This window comes from Mycobacterium rhizamassiliense (genome assembly GCF_900157375.1).
Taxonomy (GTDB): Bacteria; Actinomycetota; Actinomycetes; order Mycobacteriales; family Mycobacteriaceae; genus Mycobacterium; species Mycobacterium rhizamassiliense.
The window spans coordinates 534,737-549,334 of the sequence record NZ_LT721901.1; the positions used below are offsets into that span (position 1 = coordinate 534,737).

15 protein-coding genes are annotated in these 14,598 nt (G+C 67.0%); 5 read left to right on the forward strand and 10 right to left on the reverse strand.

Features of this window, described 5'->3' with window-relative positions; genetic code table 11:
• The first annotated feature begins 216 nt into the window (after positions 1 to 216).
• Positions 217 to 525 (forward strand): WhiB family transcriptional regulator, encoded by a 309-nt coding sequence (locus MRAB57_RS02610; RefSeq protein ID WP_077086168.1) that lies wholly within the window; start codon positions 217 to 219, stop codon positions 523 to 525.
• A 3-nt stretch (positions 526 to 528) separates the two neighbouring features.
• Here the strand turns inward: MRAB57_RS02610 and MRAB57_RS02615 are convergent, their stop codons facing one another.
• Both MRAB57_RS02615 and MRAB57_RS02620 read right to left on the reverse strand, forming a co-directional pair.
• Positions 529 to 993 carry a VOC family protein gene (locus tag MRAB57_RS02615; protein WP_077086169.1) on the reverse strand — a complete coding sequence of 155 codons (465 nt, stop codon included), beginning with the start codon at positions 991 to 993 and terminating at the stop codon, positions 529 to 531.
• Positions 990 to 2,195 (reverse strand): alkyl sulfatase dimerization domain-containing protein, encoded by a 1,206-nt coding sequence (locus tag MRAB57_RS02620; protein WP_077086170.1) that lies wholly within the window; start codon positions 2,193 to 2,195, stop codon positions 990 to 992. Before MRAB57_RS02620 ends, MRAB57_RS02615 begins: the two co-directional genes overlap by 4 nt.
• A gap of 74 nt (positions 2,196 to 2,269) precedes the next feature.
• Here MRAB57_RS02620 and MRAB57_RS02625 point away from each other — a divergent pair, with 74 nt between their 5' ends.
• From MRAB57_RS02625 to MRAB57_RS02635, 3 genes are read left to right on the forward strand one after another with little or no spacing between them, the layout of a single operon-like run.
• Entirely contained in the window at positions 2,270 to 3,427 is a 1,158-nt protein-coding gene (locus MRAB57_RS02625) for a sulfotransferase family protein (protein WP_245835810.1), read from the forward strand.
• Positions 3,424 to 4,401, forward strand: coding sequence for a zinc-dependent alcohol dehydrogenase (locus tag MRAB57_RS02630; protein WP_077086171.1), 978 nt, complete (start codon positions 3,424 to 3,426; stop codon positions 4,399 to 4,401). Before MRAB57_RS02625 ends, MRAB57_RS02630 begins: the two co-directional genes overlap by 4 nt.
• Positions 4,398 to 5,603 carry a cytochrome P450 gene (locus MRAB57_RS02635; RefSeq protein ID WP_077086172.1) on the forward strand — a complete coding sequence of 402 codons (1,206 nt, stop codon included), beginning with the start codon at positions 4,398 to 4,400 and terminating at the stop codon, positions 5,601 to 5,603. Before MRAB57_RS02630 ends, MRAB57_RS02635 begins: the two co-directional genes overlap by 4 nt.
• Here the strand turns inward: MRAB57_RS02635 and MRAB57_RS02640 are convergent.
• Both MRAB57_RS02640 and MRAB57_RS02645 read right to left on the reverse strand, forming a co-directional pair.
• The gene (locus MRAB57_RS02640) at positions 5,570 to 6,199 is read right to left on the reverse strand and encodes a TetR/AcrR family transcriptional regulator (protein ID WP_077086173.1); all 630 of its coding nucleotides are present in this window, start codon (positions 6,197 to 6,199) and stop codon (positions 5,570 to 5,572) included. The genes MRAB57_RS02635 and MRAB57_RS02640 overlap by 34 nt on opposite strands.
• Positions 6,196 to 6,822 carry a TetR/AcrR family transcriptional regulator gene (locus MRAB57_RS02645; RefSeq protein WP_077086174.1) on the reverse strand — a complete coding sequence of 209 codons (627 nt, stop codon included), beginning with the start codon at positions 6,820 to 6,822 and terminating at the stop codon, positions 6,196 to 6,198. The genes MRAB57_RS02640 and MRAB57_RS02645 overlap by 4 nt, the downstream gene beginning before the upstream one ends.
• A 99-nt stretch (positions 6,823 to 6,921) precedes the next feature.
• Here MRAB57_RS02645 and MRAB57_RS02650 point away from each other — a divergent pair, with 99 nt between their 5' ends.
• On the forward strand, positions 6,922 to 7,332 hold the full coding sequence (locus MRAB57_RS02650) for a limonene-1,2-epoxide hydrolase family protein (RefSeq protein ID WP_077086175.1): 411 nt from the start codon (positions 6,922 to 6,924) through the stop codon (positions 7,330 to 7,332).
• Positions 7,333 to 7,338: 6 nt separating this feature from the next.
• Here MRAB57_RS02650 and MRAB57_RS02655 read toward each other — a convergent pair whose 3' ends face one another.
• The 6 genes from MRAB57_RS02655 to MRAB57_RS02680 form a co-directional block, all read right to left on the reverse strand.
• Complete coding sequence (locus MRAB57_RS02655) at positions 7,339 to 8,556, reverse strand: cytochrome P450 (RefSeq protein ID WP_077086176.1); 1,218 nt, start codon at positions 8,554 to 8,556, stop codon at positions 7,339 to 7,341.
• Positions 8,557 to 8,565: 9 nt separating this feature from the next.
• Entirely contained in the window at positions 8,566 to 9,561 is a 996-nt protein-coding gene (locus tag MRAB57_RS02660) for an SDR family oxidoreductase (RefSeq protein WP_077086177.1), read from the reverse strand.
• A complete protein-coding gene (locus MRAB57_RS02665; RefSeq protein WP_077086178.1) occupies positions 9,554 to 10,690 on the reverse strand; it encodes a spirocyclase AveC family protein in 1,137 nt (378 codons plus the stop codon). The genes MRAB57_RS02660 and MRAB57_RS02665 overlap by 8 nt, the downstream gene beginning before the upstream one ends.
• A 10-nt stretch (positions 10,691 to 10,700) precedes the next feature.
• Entirely contained in the window at positions 10,701 to 11,813 is a 1,113-nt protein-coding gene (locus tag MRAB57_RS02670) for an ABC transporter substrate-binding protein (RefSeq protein ID WP_077086179.1), read from the reverse strand.
• A gap of 90 nt (positions 11,814 to 11,903) precedes the next feature.
• Positions 11,904 to 12,749 carry a CbbQ/NirQ/NorQ/GpvN family protein gene (locus tag MRAB57_RS02675; protein WP_077086180.1) on the reverse strand — a complete coding sequence of 282 codons (846 nt, stop codon included), beginning with the start codon at positions 12,747 to 12,749 and terminating at the stop codon, positions 11,904 to 11,906.
• A gap of 93 nt (positions 12,750 to 12,842) precedes the next feature.
• Complete coding sequence (locus MRAB57_RS02680) at positions 12,843 to 14,492, reverse strand: nitric oxide reductase activation protein NorD (protein ID WP_425436802.1); 1,650 nt, start codon at positions 14,490 to 14,492, stop codon at positions 12,843 to 12,845.
• Between the last annotated feature and the right edge of the window lie 106 nt (positions 14,493 to 14,598).

Consider the following 14,598-nt stretch of genomic DNA (forward strand, 5'->3'; position numbering starts at 1 on the left):
CTCGTTCGTTAAATGCGCGGCAGATGAACGGAGAGTTAATTCTCATCAAACCATCACATACTTTGTCCGGCTAAACGCCTATTGACTGAAATTCACCACCCAACATAAGTTCTAGCAATGACGGGTAGTCATCGGTGACGTCGCCCCAAATCAGATGCACACTCACATCGCGAACCTAATCCCCCTGGGGCGCGCCGTGCAGAGAGGGAACTAGCCATGCCACAGCCAGAACAGCTACCTGGACCAAACGCCGACATCTGGAACTGGCAACTGCAGGGCGTGTGCCGTGGCGTTGACTCGTCGATGTTCTTCCATCCCGACGGCGAGCGCGGCCGCGCCCGCATGCAGCGTGAGCAGCGCGCCAAGGACATGTGCCGGCGCTGCCCGGTGATCGAGGCGTGCCGCTCGCACGCTCTCGAAGTTGGTGAGCCGTACGGCGTTTGGGGCGGGCTGTCGGAATCCGAGCGCGACCTGCTGCTGAAGGGCGACATCGGCCGCAACCGCGGAATCCGTCGCAGCGCCTGACGCTCAGTCCCCGTTGGCGGCAGCTGACTCCCACCAGTAGGCGATGAACGGCTGCATGCCGCGGCTGACGAGTTCGATGCGCGGGCCGGTTCGCCCCTTCGCGTAGGCCCACAGCAGCGTTCCCGAGCCGTCGGGGTTGTACGGCTTCACCTCGACGGCCATGCCGTTGGATTCCAGTGTGGCCAAATCGGATTCGACGTCGTCTGACCAATAGCCGAGGTGGTGCACGCCCGAGTCGGCCGGCATCCACACTGTGCCGGGGACGGTCTGCAGCAGCTCGAGCCGGGGCTCGGCGCCCGAGTAGACCATCTTCATCGGGATGGTCACCTCACCGTCGGGCGTGACCGCCTGCTGGTCGACGCTGACGACGTCGGTCCAGGTGTAGCCGGCCACCTCCGCCAGCCACTGCATCGTCGCCTCGAGGTCGTCGACGACGATCCCGGTGTGATAGAGGTTCTCGGCCTTCATCCGTTGAGCTCCTGTTCCAGCCATTGGACTTCGCTGTGGTTCTCGCGGCCGCTGTCGGCCAAAAGTCGTTCCAGCGCTTGACGTTTCACGGCCAACGCATCGGCATCGGCTGGCGCGTGGGCCAATACCATGTCGATCAGGTGCAGCGCCTGCAGGGGCCGGCCCGCCTCGACGTGGCCGGCGGCGCGTTCGACCAGCGGCGCGGTGCCGCCCACCAGATCCACGACGTCGGACCACACCGCCGAGGGCGGCGTGTCGTAGAGCTCGGTGGTGGATTCGTAGCGAAACCAGCCGACATGCTCCTCCCAGATCGCCCGCACGATCCAGGCGACCTTGCCGTGCACCTGGGGAAGCGCGAGCTCCGGTGGGAGGGTGACATCGCGCATCAGCGCCCACAGGTCGGCACCGGAATTCATGCCGTCGATGGTGCGGTCGCGAAGGTAGGCCGCCGCGTCGCGCACCTTGGTCATCGTGGTCAGGATCTGGTCGGCGCCGCGAAACACGTCGTGGCCGTTGATGAGCGTCTCGGGGCTAAGGGCGATGACCCTGTCCACGGAGTGCATGAACGTCATCGCGCTGCGAATCTTGTCGCCGCGCAACGTGTACAGATTGGGCACGTGGCCGAAGAACGGGCCCATCAGGTTGCCGATGAAAACCGTGCGGTGCTCGGGCAGCCACACCACGAGCGCGTCGGTGGTCTCCCCGCCCGGGGTGGCGTACAGCTCCACGGCCCGGCCGCCGAGTTCGAACGCGTGGCTGTCGATGAACGACGCGGTGAGCACCGGTTCGGGCGGCAGCGCGGCCGCCGCGGCCTCGACATCCATGAACGCGCCCCACAGCTTCATGATCCGGCGCACGTAGAACGGATGCAGGTGGCGCCAGTACTCGCGAACATCCGGATGGTTGGCCTGCGCGATCGTCTGGACGCCGGGTCGATTGAACAGGCTCCAGCCGCTGACGTGATCGGGGTGACCCTGGGTGAAGGTGATCATTCGCAGCGGCCCGCTGCTGACCCTCGAGAAACGCGCCTTGATCTCCGCGGCCTCGAACTCGGTTCCGGTGTTGATCAGCAGATCGCCGTCGCCGCTCGTGACCAGATAGCTGTTGGCGATGTTCCGCGACATGAATATGCCGTCACCCAGGTCCACAGCATCTTGGTCCCCCTCGCCTTGTTTGACCAACTCATCGAGTGACGGCGTCATCCAGGAAACCTCCGAAAATTGATTCGCCGACAAACCTAACATTTGTTCTCTACGGCCGTATAGGATCTCTGTTCGTGACGGTGGACGATCTGGTCGCCCGCGCCTGCGAACGGGCAGGCCATGACGATTTCGGCGGCGGCTCCTGGCGCGAAGGTCTGCAGCTTTTGGTCGACTCCTGTGAGTCCGCGCCGGGCATCAATTCCGGGGGACGCGAGTTCGTCTACGGCCAATTCGTCGACGCGCTGTGGAACCGGCTGCGCGTCGTCGACTACGTCAAGGGCCACCCCAGCGTTCTCGACACGCCGGTCGAGCGTCCCCTGGTCGTGCTGGGACTGCCGCGTACCGGGACCTCGCTGGCTAGCTATCTGCTGGACCAAGACCCGCTGCGGCGCTCGCTGCTGACCTGGGAGGCGCAGGACTCGATACCCCCGTCCACCCCGGACACGCTGCGCACCGATGCGCGCTGCCTGAAGAAGAAGGCTGAACTCGACGCGCTGGCGGAGGGGTTGAAGGCGGCCAACATTCCGCTGGTGCACTGGGACGAGGCCGACGGCCCCACCGAATGCCTCTTCGTGCAGAACCAGGACTTCAAGGCTTACCTGTGGGAAGCCTTCATGCCGACCCCCGCGTACGCCGAATGGTTGCTGCACACCGACATGTCGAGCGCTTACGCCTACGAGCGAATGGTGTTGCAGGTCTTGCAGTCTCGCACCCCGGGCACCTGGTCGCTGAAGATGCCCTCGCACGCGGTGCACATCGAGACGCTGCTGGCGACCTACCCCGACGTGCGGATCGTGTGGGCACACCGCGACCCCTTCAAGTCGGCCGCGTCCTTCCTGCGGCTGAATTATCTGTCCCGCGCGGCCACGGGCGCCGACATCGACGTCGCCATGACCGTGGGAAATGTGTTGTGCCAGTTGCGAGCACACGTCGATCGCCCACTGGCCGCCAGGCGCCGCATCGGCGACGACCGATTCTTCGACCTGCACTACGCCGAGTTGATGCGCGATCCGATCGCGGTCATGCGGTCGCTGTACGAGTGGGCCGGCGACGACCTGACCCCGTCGACCGAGCGGGCGATGCTCGGCTGGCTCGATGCCCATCCGCAGGACCTGCACGGAGTCGCGCCGTACTCGCTGGACGGTTCCGGCGTCACACGCGGCGACCTGGAGCCGATTTTCGACGAATACCTTTCGGTGTTCGACATCGAGCTGGAGGAAGACAAGCCATGAAGTCGGCCGTGACAACCGAGGATCACAGCTTCGAGGTCGTCGACCTACCCGATCCCACCCCGCAAGCCGGTCAGCTGGTGATCCGCGTCGCGGCCTGCGGCGTGTGCGGGTCCGATATCAAGGCACAGCCCTACGCGCCGGCCGGGATGGTGATGGGCCACGAACTCGGCGGCGAGGTCGTCGCGGTCGGGGCGCAGGTGGAAGGCTGGCGCACCGGAGTCAATGTCGCAGTGCTGCCGGTGATTTCGTGTGGCTCATGCCGCTACTGCAGCGCGGGCCTGGTGTCGCATTGCGCGACGGCGGGCTACCTCGGGATGGGGCCGCCGGGCGGATTCGCCGAGTACGCCGCCGTTCCCGCGAACGTGAGCTTCCCGGTCCCCGCCGGCGTGCCGGCGGCGCACGCGGCGCTGGTGGAGCCTTTCGCCGTCGGCCTGCACGGCGTGCACAGCGCCGAGATCGGTTCGGGCGACGACGTACTGATCGTCGGCGCGGGCGGCGTCGGCCTGACCACCCTGATCTGGGCGCGGCACAAGGGTGCCGCTCGCGTCACGGTGGTGGATCCCGATGCGCGGCGGCGTGATTCGGCGACCGCGACCGGGGCCACCGACGTGCTGACCTCGGCGGTCGAAGCCGAGGAACGGGCCTACGACGCCGTCGTCGAATGCGTGGGGCGGCCCGAGCTGGTGCAGGCCTGTCAGCCGGCGCTACGCCCGCGGGGCCGCCTCGTCGTGTCGGGCGCCTGCGCCGAGCCGACCACGATCGAGCCCATCACCGCGCTGCTCAAGGAGATCACCGTGCGGTACTCCGTCGCCTACTCGACCGACGAATTCCACGAGGTGATCACGGCTTTGGGCAACGGTCACATCGATGCGGCCGCCACCAGCGGGCCGACATTCGGACTGGACCACGTCGCCGACGCCTTCGATGCTGTTCGCACAGCACAGGTCCCAGGCCGGGTTTCGGTGACGCCATGACCGCCGGAGACGAGTCCGACCTCCCCGTCATCCCCCGGCCGCGCGCCGCGGGCTGCCCGCTGGCGCCTCCACCGGAGTTCACCGACTGGCGGACGACGGACGGCCTGCGACGAGTGCTGTGGCAGGGCAGGCCGACCTGGGTGGTCAGCCGCTATGAGGACATTCGGGCGTCGCTGGTCGACCCGCGCCTCAGCGCGGAAACGATCAAGTCGCGGCTGCGCGCGGCGGGCGTGACCGGCGAGATGCCGGTGATCTTCGCGCGCATCGACGACCCCGAACATAATCGGCTGCGCCGCATGATGACTCGCGACTTCACCTGGCGGCGGGCCGAGGCGATGCGGCCGCAGGTCCAGGAACTCGTCGACCGATTCCTGGACACGATGATCGAGGGCGGTCCCCCGGCGGACCTGGTGCGGGACTTCGCGCTGCCCGTGCCGTCGCTGGTCGTCTCGCAGCTGCTGGGCGTGCCCTACGACGATCATGAGTTCTTCCAGCACCACAGCACGATCGGGCTCGATTCCCGGTCGACCGAGGACGAAAAGGCCGCGGCCATCGGGGCGGTCTTCGGCTACATATTCGAGCTCGTCGAACGCAAAGAGCGGGAACCGGGCGACGACCTGATCAGCCGGCTGCTCACCGACTACGTCGCCACCGGCGAGCTGAGCCGCGAGACGGCGACGATGAACGCCATGATCCTGCTGCAGGCCGGGCACGAGACCACCGCGAGCATGATCGCGCTGGGGACCATTGCGCTGCTGGAACGTCCGGACGTGTTCGAGTTGCTGGGCCGCGCCGACGACCCGGTCGTCACCGTCAACGTCATCGAAGAGCTGATGCGCTACCTCACGATCGTGCACAGCCAGGTGGATCGGGTGGCGACCGAGGATCTCGAACTCGGGGGCGAGTCGATTCGCGCCGGCGACTTCCTGTTGATGAACCTGCCCGCCGCGAACTGGGACCCGAACTTCGTCGAAGATCCGGCGGACTTCGACGCCACGCGAAACCCCAAGGGCCATCTGGGTTTCGGATTCGGCGTCCACCAGTGCATCGGGCAGCATCTCGCGCGCGTCGAGATGCAGATCGCGCTGTCCACGCTGGCGCGCCGGCTGCCGGGACTCGCGCTGGCGGTGCCGGCCGACGAACTGCGGTTCCAGAATCAACAGGAGATCTACGGGATCGAGGAGTTGCCCGTCACCTGGTGATCCGCGGCCACCCCCGCGATCACCGAATGCAGATACTTTTCCAGGCTTTTCGCGCTGTCCAGGTCGGTCAGGCCGTAGGCCAGCCGGAAAAGGAACCCACCGAGAAACGTCACCACGGCGAAGGCCTGCTCCTTGATCAGTTCCGGGTCCGACGTCCCGGCCGGTTGGACCTGTGCGACGGCCGCCTCCCCCAGGGCCACGAATCGATCCATCAGGCCGTCGAATCCCTTGCCCAGCTGCCGATCACGCGAGGCGATCATCATGAGCTCGAACCGGGCCTGCGCCCGCGATCGCTCGGGTTCGACGGCGGTGCGCATGGCTTGGGTGGCCAGGGTCGACAACAAGGAGTCGACCTCACCGTTGCCGGTCGCGTCCAGCGCCGCGGTGAAGTCCGCGACGTCGAGCTCGATGACGCGGTCCATCGCGCCGCGCAGCAGGGCCGCCCTGGTCTGGTAATAGAACGACGTAGTTCCGTCCGCGAAGCCCGCACGCCGGTCGACGCGTAGGTGGGTCAGGCCACGCGCGCCGTCGGCCGCCAGCAATTCGATTGCCGCGTCGCACAGTTCACGACGCCGCTGCTCGGATTTAGGGGTCATTTCTTTTGCAGGCCATCGAGTAGGGCGTTCAGCGCCTGCACCCCTTGGTCGCGGGCCGCACGCTGTTCGGGTGCATTGGCGATGAACAGCGCCGCCTCGTCGGCGGCGGCAAGCAGCAGGTGCGCGAGGGCATCGACGGGCTGACCGGAGGCGATATCTCCTTCTTCGACAGCTCGCTCGAGCATGGCGCGAATGGCCCCCAGCCCGTACACACCTTCCAGTTCGCGCCATCTGACCCAGCCGAGCACGGCCGGGCCGTCGATAAGGAGTATGCGCTGCACGTGCGGCGTCAGCGAGGCGTCGAGGAACCCAATTAACCCCTGCCGCAACTGGTTCAACGCCCCACTCGCCGGGTCGGCGAGATTCTTGGCGGCCTCGAGTACCAGGTCTTCCTCGACGCAGAGGAACACCGCCTCGAAAAGCGCTTGCTTGTCGGCGAAGTGATGGTAGAGCGCGCCGCGGGTGCCAACACCGGCCGCGGCGACGAGTTCCTCGGTGCCGGTGCGGTAATAGCCCTTCTCGACGAACAAACGTCGCGCCGCGTCCACCAGAGCGGCGCGGGTGGCCTCGGCCTGTGCGGCACGCCTGGCCTTCGCGTCGGGCCGGCCCCGATCACCTGACATCGCCCCAGCCTATTGCATACAGGTTGTATGTCGCATACAGTCGGGCTGTCACATACAGGATGTATGTGACACGAAAGCCCCCCGGCGGAAGGTTTGGCTATGTCAGCACCCATCGACGTCGTCCGCGAGTTCTGTGCGCTGATGGAGCGGCGGGATCCACAAGCGCTGCGCCCCTTCCTCGCTCAAGACGCGGTCTACCAAAATGTCGGCATGCCAGCGTCGGTCGGGCCGGACGCCATCGTGGAGAACATGGGCGCCCAGTTCGCCATGTTCCCCGACGCATACGCGTTCGAGATCGTCAACATCGCCGCCGACGGCGCGGTGGTCCTGACCGAACGCCTCGACTACATCCAGGCAACCGACGGATCCCAGCCGGCGGTCCCGGTGATGGGCACCTTCGTCGTCGGCAACGACGGCAAGATCACCCGGTGGACGGACTACTTCGACGTCAACCTGACCATGAAACTGCTTCAGGGTGAGGATATTTCGAGCCTGGTGCCGACCACCTAGCATCCCCTACTGCGGGTCGAACAGCACCGGAACCGAGGTCGGCGAACGGAACACCTGCCCGCGAACGTGCGGGTCGTTCCCGTCCGGGTCCAGCCGCAGGTTGGGCAGCCGGTCCAGCAAAAGGTTGATAGCCGTGCGCATTTCGAGCCGCGCCAGGTGCATGCCGAGGCACACGTGCACGCCGTGCCCCCAGGCCAGGTTCGCCCGGGCCTCGCGGTGGATGTTGAACGTGTTCGGATCGGGGTAGCGATCGTCCTGCCGGTTCGCCGAACCCAACATGGGCATCACCGTCGCGCCGGCCGGGATCGACACCCCGCCGAGCTCGGTGTCGCGAGTGGCCACCCGGGTGATCGTCAACAGCGGTGCCTCCCACCGCACGCCCTCCTCGATGGCCTGTGGCAGCAGCGACCGATCCGCACGAATCGCTTCCAGCTGCGCGGGATCCGACAGCAGCGCCAACAGCAGGCTGCCCAGCGACCGGTACGTCGTCTCCACGCCGGCGGGCAGCAGCAGCCGCAGGAACGAGAAGATCTCCTCGTCCGCGAGCTTCTCGCCGTCGATCTCGGCCGCGCCGAGCGCGCTGATCAGATCGTCCTTGGGCTCGGCGCGCCGGGCCTCCAGGATCGGGGCGAAGTACTCGCACAGCGCGGCCGAGGCCGCCAGCCCGCGCTCCGGGTTCATCAGCCAACTCAACAGCGAGATCGACCACCGCTGGAACTGCGGGTAATCCGCTTCCGGCAGGCCCAGCAGGCCCGCGATGATCTGGCTCGGGTAGTCGAAGGTGAACTCCTTGACCAGATCCGCCTTGCCGTTGGGCGCGAACTTGTCGATCAGGCCGTTCGCCACCCGGCCGACCAACTCGTCCTGCCAGCGCGCCAACGACTTCTGCGAGAACGCCTTCGAGACCAGGGAGCGCAGCCGCCCGTGGACAGGCTCGTCCATGCCGAGCATCACGCCCTCGCCCAGCACGGGGCCGAACGCCGCGATCACCGCCGACGACGAGTACGTCTCGTTGTCGCGCAGCATCTGCTGGATGTCCTCGTGCCGATACACGATGAACATCGGCAGACCTTCCTCGTGCGGCAGCGCCCCCGATGTCTCCAGTCGCTGCACCGGCTCTTCGTTGCGTATCCGCGCCAATTCCGTGTACGGGTCACGCACGTCACCGGAGATGGCGTCGTCGAAAGAACCGAAATCCTCTAGGTCGTCAAAAAGCTGTTCCATTTTTACCCCTCAGTTATCTTGCGATGCAGCATCTTTGCGCTTTGCCGCCAGTGCGGCCAACCGCTGCATCACCGGCTGCGGCAGCACCTTGGCGACCAACACCATTGCCCGTTGCGGGAAAGTCAACGGCCATGCCCCGCCGCGCATCGACCCCTGCTTTGGAATGCCCAGCGCAATCCGGGACATGTGGTGCATGCCCGCCGCCGGGAGAATTCTGCTGAGCGCCAGCACCATTGCGGCATCAGGCCCCACACCGCGGCGGCGGAACGGCGCCTCGTCGGCCAGCGCCTTGACTATCCCGTCGGTAAACCGCTCGGGCGGACGGGCCATCTTCATCGCGAAACGCCCGCGGGAGTTCATCGTGTTGTGCAGTCGGGCATACGGACCGCCGAAGTCGCGGTCGTCGATCGTGCCCGCGTCGGTGATGATCTCGGTGTCGTAGGTGCCGGACACCAAGATGGTGACACCGAGACCGAAGGGCGCGATCTCGCACGCCATCGACTCACCCCACCGCTCCATCGCCCCCTTGGCCGCCGAGTACGGCGCGGTGGCCGGCTGACCCCGCACCCCGGCCGTGCTGGCGACCAGCACGATGCGGCCCTCGCCCGCCGCGCGCATGGCCGGCAACAAGGCCTTCGTGAGTTCGACCGGCCCCAGCACGCTGGTGGCAAACATGTTCTGCCACAGCGCCATATCGGCCTCCTCCACTACGCCGGCGGCGGAGATGCCCGCGTTGTGCACAATCGCGTACGGAGCGCCCACGGCTTCTTCGATTGCCTTGGCCGCGGCTTCGACCGACGCCGGGTCGGTGAGGTCGAGCTGCACGCCGATCAGCCGGTCATCGTCGGGCGTGGCACCGGTAGCCTCGCGCAGCAGCGGCATCCCGCGATCGGGTGTGCGCATGGCCGCGACCACGCGCCAGCCTTCGCGGTACAACCGGACGGTCGACGCGAACCCCAGTCCGCGGGACGCACCGGTGATGACGACGGTGCGCGGCTCAGCCATTCTTGCCCTGGGTCGCGCAGGCGCCCTGCCCCGGCGGCGGAGGATCGACATGGGGTCGTCCGTTGGGCTCACCGCTCGCCCAGGTCGACCAGATGCCAACCGAGAACGGGCCCTGCGCGCCGGCCTTCTCGTAATAGCCTTGCGGGTCATACACTTTCGCCTCGGGATACGGCCACGGGCAGGCGACGGAGGTCGCCGCATGGCTGACCTTGATGACCCAGAACCAGCCGCCGTAGGCGAAGTACGACACGTTCATGATCGCGAACATCACCAGGAAGGTGCCCAGCACCGGACGGCTCGGGAAGATCTTGGCTTTCGCGGTCAGCTTCTCGGCCACCGACTTTCCGGTGTCGTCGCGATAGCACAGGATTGCGGCGGGCACCATCACGAAGGTGACCGAGAACGACTCCCAGATCAGCGGGAACTGGAACGTGGTGCCGGTGAATACCGAACCCCACGGAATCACCTGGGAGTAGATGTACATGCCGGTGTGCACGAGCTGGATCTCCAGCCACGCGTCGAAGACGAAGCCGATCACACACGTCAATAGGCCCAGGCTCCACAACGGGTGTCGCGACACGAACGACTGCGGCCCGTATTTGGCCTGCAATTTGCGCAGAACCCAGACCGCCGGGAAGTACGGCCCGAAATAGAACATGACATAACCGAATACGACGAACGGCTCCACGGACGGCGACAGTGATACCAGCGGCCACGACTCCGGCCAGTGGATGAGGTCGGGGTTGTAGACCGCGAACGGCGACCAGTTCATGATCGGGTCCTGCCACACGATCAAGGTGGTGCACAGGAACATCAGCATCACCGGGCTACCCGGGTTGCGCCGCCAGCCCCTGATGAACACCACCAGCAGCACCAGCAGCATGATGCAGGTGGCGATGTGCAGGAAGGTGATGTAGTCCAGGCCGAAGATGAACTTCACCGGGCGCGGCCGGCCCTGCACGTTCGGGTTGGCCACCCGAGGGTCCAGCGCGACACGGCAGTTCGCGATGAAGAACAGCGCGAAGGCCGCCAGGGCTGCCCCGGCGATCCAGCCACCCCAGCCGCGTTTGCGTGGCGTGGATGTCGGCTTGTCGTCCTGACTTAGCGGTATGGATTGGTCGGTACTCATTGCGTGACCCTCACTCTCCGAAGCGATCAACTAGGTGTGAGTTGATGCCGTCGGCATCCAAAGTTCGCGCCACCAGGTAGCCGGCGCCCATCCATGCGCGACGCGTCCATTTCCCGAACGACACCCGGGTGCCGGGGGCGCCGGATGCGGCGGGCAACATCTTCACCCGCTCCAGCGCCTCCTTGACCCCGCGTGGGCTCAGCGGGTGCGCGTCGGAAAAGGCACGCACCAGCGTCGCGGCGACGTCGCGGTTGACCACGGTCACGCAGAACTCGGGCCGACTGCCGTTGTACTTCTCCGCGTAGGAGTCGAGGAAGTCCTGGCCGATCTGGTTCGCCTCGTCGTACTGGTCGACGCCGGTCCAACCCATGAACGCGTTCCACATGATCGGGTTGACCCAGGCGTTCTGCCACGCGGTGGTGGTGAAGCGGGGTGGGTCCCAACCGAGGGCCTCCAGCGCCGGGTTGATGAAGACGATTCCGAATCCGAAGCCCAGGTGCACGACGGCTTCGGCCTTCGCCTCGTGCAGAGTCTGGACCGCGGCGTTGATGTCCTGTGCCGTCTGGGCGATGGCGACTTCCGCCACGATGCGAATGTCTTTGCGCCGGCACGCACTTCGCAGGTTCTTCAGATAGCTCTCGCCGATGAGGCTCTGCTCGACCAGGACACCGATCTCGGCGAGTCCGCGTTTGGCGATGAGATCGGCCAAAAAGATCGGCTCGTCGGTCATCGATCCCTGCGGGAATGCGAAGGTCCACTCGCCCAACCAGTCGTCGGTGCCGGTGACGCTGATCGCGGGGACCTTGAAGCGTTCCTCGATCGCTTCGCGCAACGGCACGCAGTTGTCGGTGATGTTCGGACCGAAGACCACCAGGCAGCCCTCGTCGACCAGTTCGCCATAGGCGTCGATGACCGCCTTGACCGAACCCTTCGGTAGGCCCTCCACCTCGCGGTAGATCATCTGCACGGGACGATCCATCACGCCCTGCGCGACCGCCTCTTCGAAGATGAGGTCGAAGGTCTGGGTGAACGACGCGAACAGGTCCTCGGGGAAGCCCGGCGGCAGCGTGAAGTCCATCAGGTAGCCGACCTTGATCGGCTCGGCGGTGCTTTCGTAGGACATCTGACCTCCTAGGGAACGCGCATCAGCCGCAGTGACCCGCCGGGTCGACCTAATATTTGTTCAGACCCTAGCGTGGGCGGTTTCGCGGCGTCAATCATGGACGGCGTCGGGCAGGTAGACGTCGAGCATTTCGTTCAGGCTGCGGCCCACCGCGACGTCGTCGGTGAGCGGTCCGGCGATCGCGGCCCTGGCCGCCGTGCGCATGGTCAGGCCTTCGCAAACTAGCCGGGCCGCCGCGATGAGCACCCGGGTGGAGGCGACCTCGCGCAGCCCGCCGGTCTCCAGACGGCGGATCGCGTGGCCGAGCCGGACCAGCTCGGCGGCTGTCGCGCGATCCACGCCGGACTCGTTGATCACGATCTGCTCCTCGATTTCGGCTGTGGGAAAACCGAATTCGATCGCGACCATGCGCTGGCGCGTCGAGTCCTTGAGGTCCTTGAGCACGCTTTGGTAGCCCGGGTTGTACGACACCACCAGGCCGAATCCGGGCGCCGCGTCCAGCGTCACGCCGAGGCGTTCGATCGGCAGCTGCCGCCGGTGATCGGCGAGCGGATGAAGCACCACGGTCGTGTCCTGCCGCGCCTCGACCACCTCGTCGAGGTAGCAGATCGCGCCCTCGCGCACGGCGCGGGTGAGCGGCCCGTCGACCCAGACCGTCTCGTTGCCGCGCAGCAGGTAGCGACCGACCAGGTCCGCGGTGGTGAGGTCGTCGTGGCAGGCGACGGTGACCAGCGGTCGCCCCAGGTCGTGGGCCATCGCCTCGACGAAGCGGGTCTTGCCGCACCCGGTCGGGCCCTTGAGGACCAGGGAGAGCCCCTGCCGGTAGGCGGCCTTGAAGACGATTTCCTCGTCGCCGACCGCCTGGTAGTAAGGGCGCATCACGTCCTCTGTCGCGATCGCGCCGTTCTGCTGAGCGAGCATCGGCTCGTCGGCCATCGATTCCCTCTCCTCTTCCGCGACACTGCGGTGCAGCGAGCCTAACCGGAACAGATATTTGTTTTCAAGCTTGCGGGGCTCGGGGCGGCGTCCTCAGGACACCCGTCGGCGCACCTCGGCCGACCGAAGTGCCGAGCGGAACAGCGGCCCGATCACGCCCGCGAGTTGATCCGGACGCGCCACGGTGGCGTGCGCGGTGCTGCCGAAAACCCTGCGCAGCGACTTCAGGTCCGTGCCCGCGCCGATCGTCAGGCACACGCAGCCGGTCCCCCGGCGGCGCGCCTCGGTCAGCGCGCGGCGGGCATCCGCGGCGCCGTAGGCGCGCTCGTAGCCGTGGTCGTAGGCCAGCCCGTCGGAGATCACCACCAGCAGCCGCCGCGACGTTCCGCCGTGGGTCTCCAGCACCGTCGAGCCGTGCCGGATCGCGGCGCCCAGCCGCGAGTACGCACCGGGCTCCAGGCTATTGAGCCGCCGGACGAACCGGGCGTCCAGGTGATCGTCAAATCGCTTGACGGGCACCATGTTCACCGCGGAGCGGCCCTGCGAGTAATACGCGTACAGCGCCACCCGATCACCCAGGTCATGCAGCGCGACCGTCAGGTCGGCGACGACCACGCGCTGCTGCTCGTGGACGGTTCGTCCCAGCGTGCCGGGCTCGGCCGTCGAACCCGAGACGTCGAGGAGAACGAGTACCGACAGGTCACGCCGGCGGCGCAGGCTATCGATGTACACCGCCTCGTCGGGCACCGACCCAGCCAGCATTTCGACGTGCGCTTCGATGGCGGCGTCGATGTCGATGTCGTCGCCCTGCGACTGGCGGTGGCGGCGGTGCAGGGCCATCCCGAGCCGGGCCAGCGGCCGGCGCAGCCCGATCGCGGCGTCGATCGCCTGCGTGGCGGATTGCTTGATCGTGGGCTCGACCTCGCGCACCGTGCACCAGGCGGGCCGGTAGGCCTTGCGGGCGCCGTCCCATTCCGGATACCGCACGCCATCCGACGTCACGTCGGGCTCGTCGCCGTCGGCGCCGGTCGTGGCTGCCAGCGAGCGCACCGCATCCGCGCCGCGGCGCCCCGAGTTGGTGCGATGCGTGGGGCTGTCGGCGCCCGGCGGGCCGCCCCCGCTGCCGGTCTTGCGCGCCGACGACAGCATCTTCTTCAGCCACTTGCCGATGAATCCGCCGCCGCCGACCGGGCTGGTGAACAGGTCGGGATCGTCGGTGTCGTCGACCTCGCCGTCGTCGAGCTCTTCCAATTCCCGCGCGCCCCGGCTGCGCGGGGCGTGGCCGGGCTGGTCCTCATCCGGCTTCTTCTCGGCCCGGGCCGACGCGCTGAGGATCTTTGCGCCGCGGATGACGCCGAACTCGGGCGGCGGTTCGTCGACCGCCGACTTCCCGGTGGCGATGTCCAGCGACGCGGCGGGCGAGTCGCTGCGACCGGCGATGTCGGGGTCGGCCATGGCGGCCAAAGTTCGCGGCAGCACGTCGGCGTTGCCGGCCAGCGCGCGATGCCCCTCGATGACCAGATAGCGTCGGGCCAACCGGGGGTGCCGGGCCAGGCGACGCACAACGTCGGGATCCAGGCTGCCCGCCGCGACCAAAGATGCTTGTACCGCAACGGATTTCAGACCCTCGCGGGCCGGCGCAGCGGTATCGATGAACACCGTCTGGCCGTCCGTCCACGCCGGCGCGCCCGGTTGCTGGGCGGCGACAGCCATGGGACGCCCGGCGAGGGCCGACGCCAGCATGCCGAGGACCGGCAGACGATCGCCGGGGGCGTCGTTCGTCACGGGAGCCTTTCCAGGTTGACCAAATATCTGTTCCATCGTAGAGTCCGGGTTCGAGCGCCGTCAA

Coding starts and splice junctions, on each gene's coding strand:
- MRAB57_RS02610 (WP_077086168.1), top strand. CDS start 217: ATGCCACAGCCAGAACAGCTACCTGGACCAAACGCCGACATCTGGAAC.
- MRAB57_RS02615 (WP_077086169.1), bottom strand. CDS start 993: ATGAAGGCCGAGAACCTCTATCACACCGGGATCGTCGTCGACGACCTC.
- MRAB57_RS02620 (WP_077086170.1), bottom strand. CDS start 2,195: ATGACGCCGTCACTCGATGAGTTGGTCAAACAAGGCGAGGGGGACCAA.
- MRAB57_RS02630 (WP_077086171.1), top strand. CDS start 3,424: ATGAAGTCGGCCGTGACAACCGAGGATCACAGCTTCGAGGTCGTCGAC.
- MRAB57_RS02635 (WP_077086172.1), top strand. CDS start 4,398: ATGACCGCCGGAGACGAGTCCGACCTCCCCGTCATCCCCCGGCCGCGC.
- MRAB57_RS02640 (WP_077086173.1), bottom strand. CDS start 6,199: ATGACCCCTAAATCCGAGCAGCGGCGTCGTGAACTGTGCGACGCGGCA.
- MRAB57_RS02645 (WP_077086174.1), bottom strand. CDS start 6,822: ATGTCAGGTGATCGGGGCCGGCCCGACGCGAAGGCCAGGCGTGCCGCA.
- MRAB57_RS02650 (WP_077086175.1), top strand. CDS start 6,922: ATGTCAGCACCCATCGACGTCGTCCGCGAGTTCTGTGCGCTGATGGAG.
- MRAB57_RS02655 (WP_077086176.1), bottom strand. CDS start 8,556: ATGGAACAGCTTTTTGACGACCTAGAGGATTTCGGTTCTTTCGACGAC.
- MRAB57_RS02660 (WP_077086177.1), bottom strand. CDS start 9,561: ATGGCTGAGCCGCGCACCGTCGTCATCACCGGTGCGTCCCGCGGACTG.
- MRAB57_RS02665 (WP_077086178.1), bottom strand. CDS start 10,690: ATGAGTACCGACCAATCCATACCGCTAAGTCAGGACGACAAGCCGACA.
- MRAB57_RS02670 (WP_077086179.1), bottom strand. CDS start 11,813: ATGTCCTACGAAAGCACCGCCGAGCCGATCAAGGTCGGCTACCTGATG.
- MRAB57_RS02675 (WP_077086180.1), bottom strand. CDS start 12,749: ATGGCCGACGAGCCGATGCTCGCTCAGCAGAACGGCGCGATCGCGACA.
- MRAB57_RS02680 (WP_425436802.1), bottom strand. CDS start 14,492: ATGCTGGCGTCGGCCCTCGCCGGGCGTCCCATGGCTGTCGCCGCCCAG.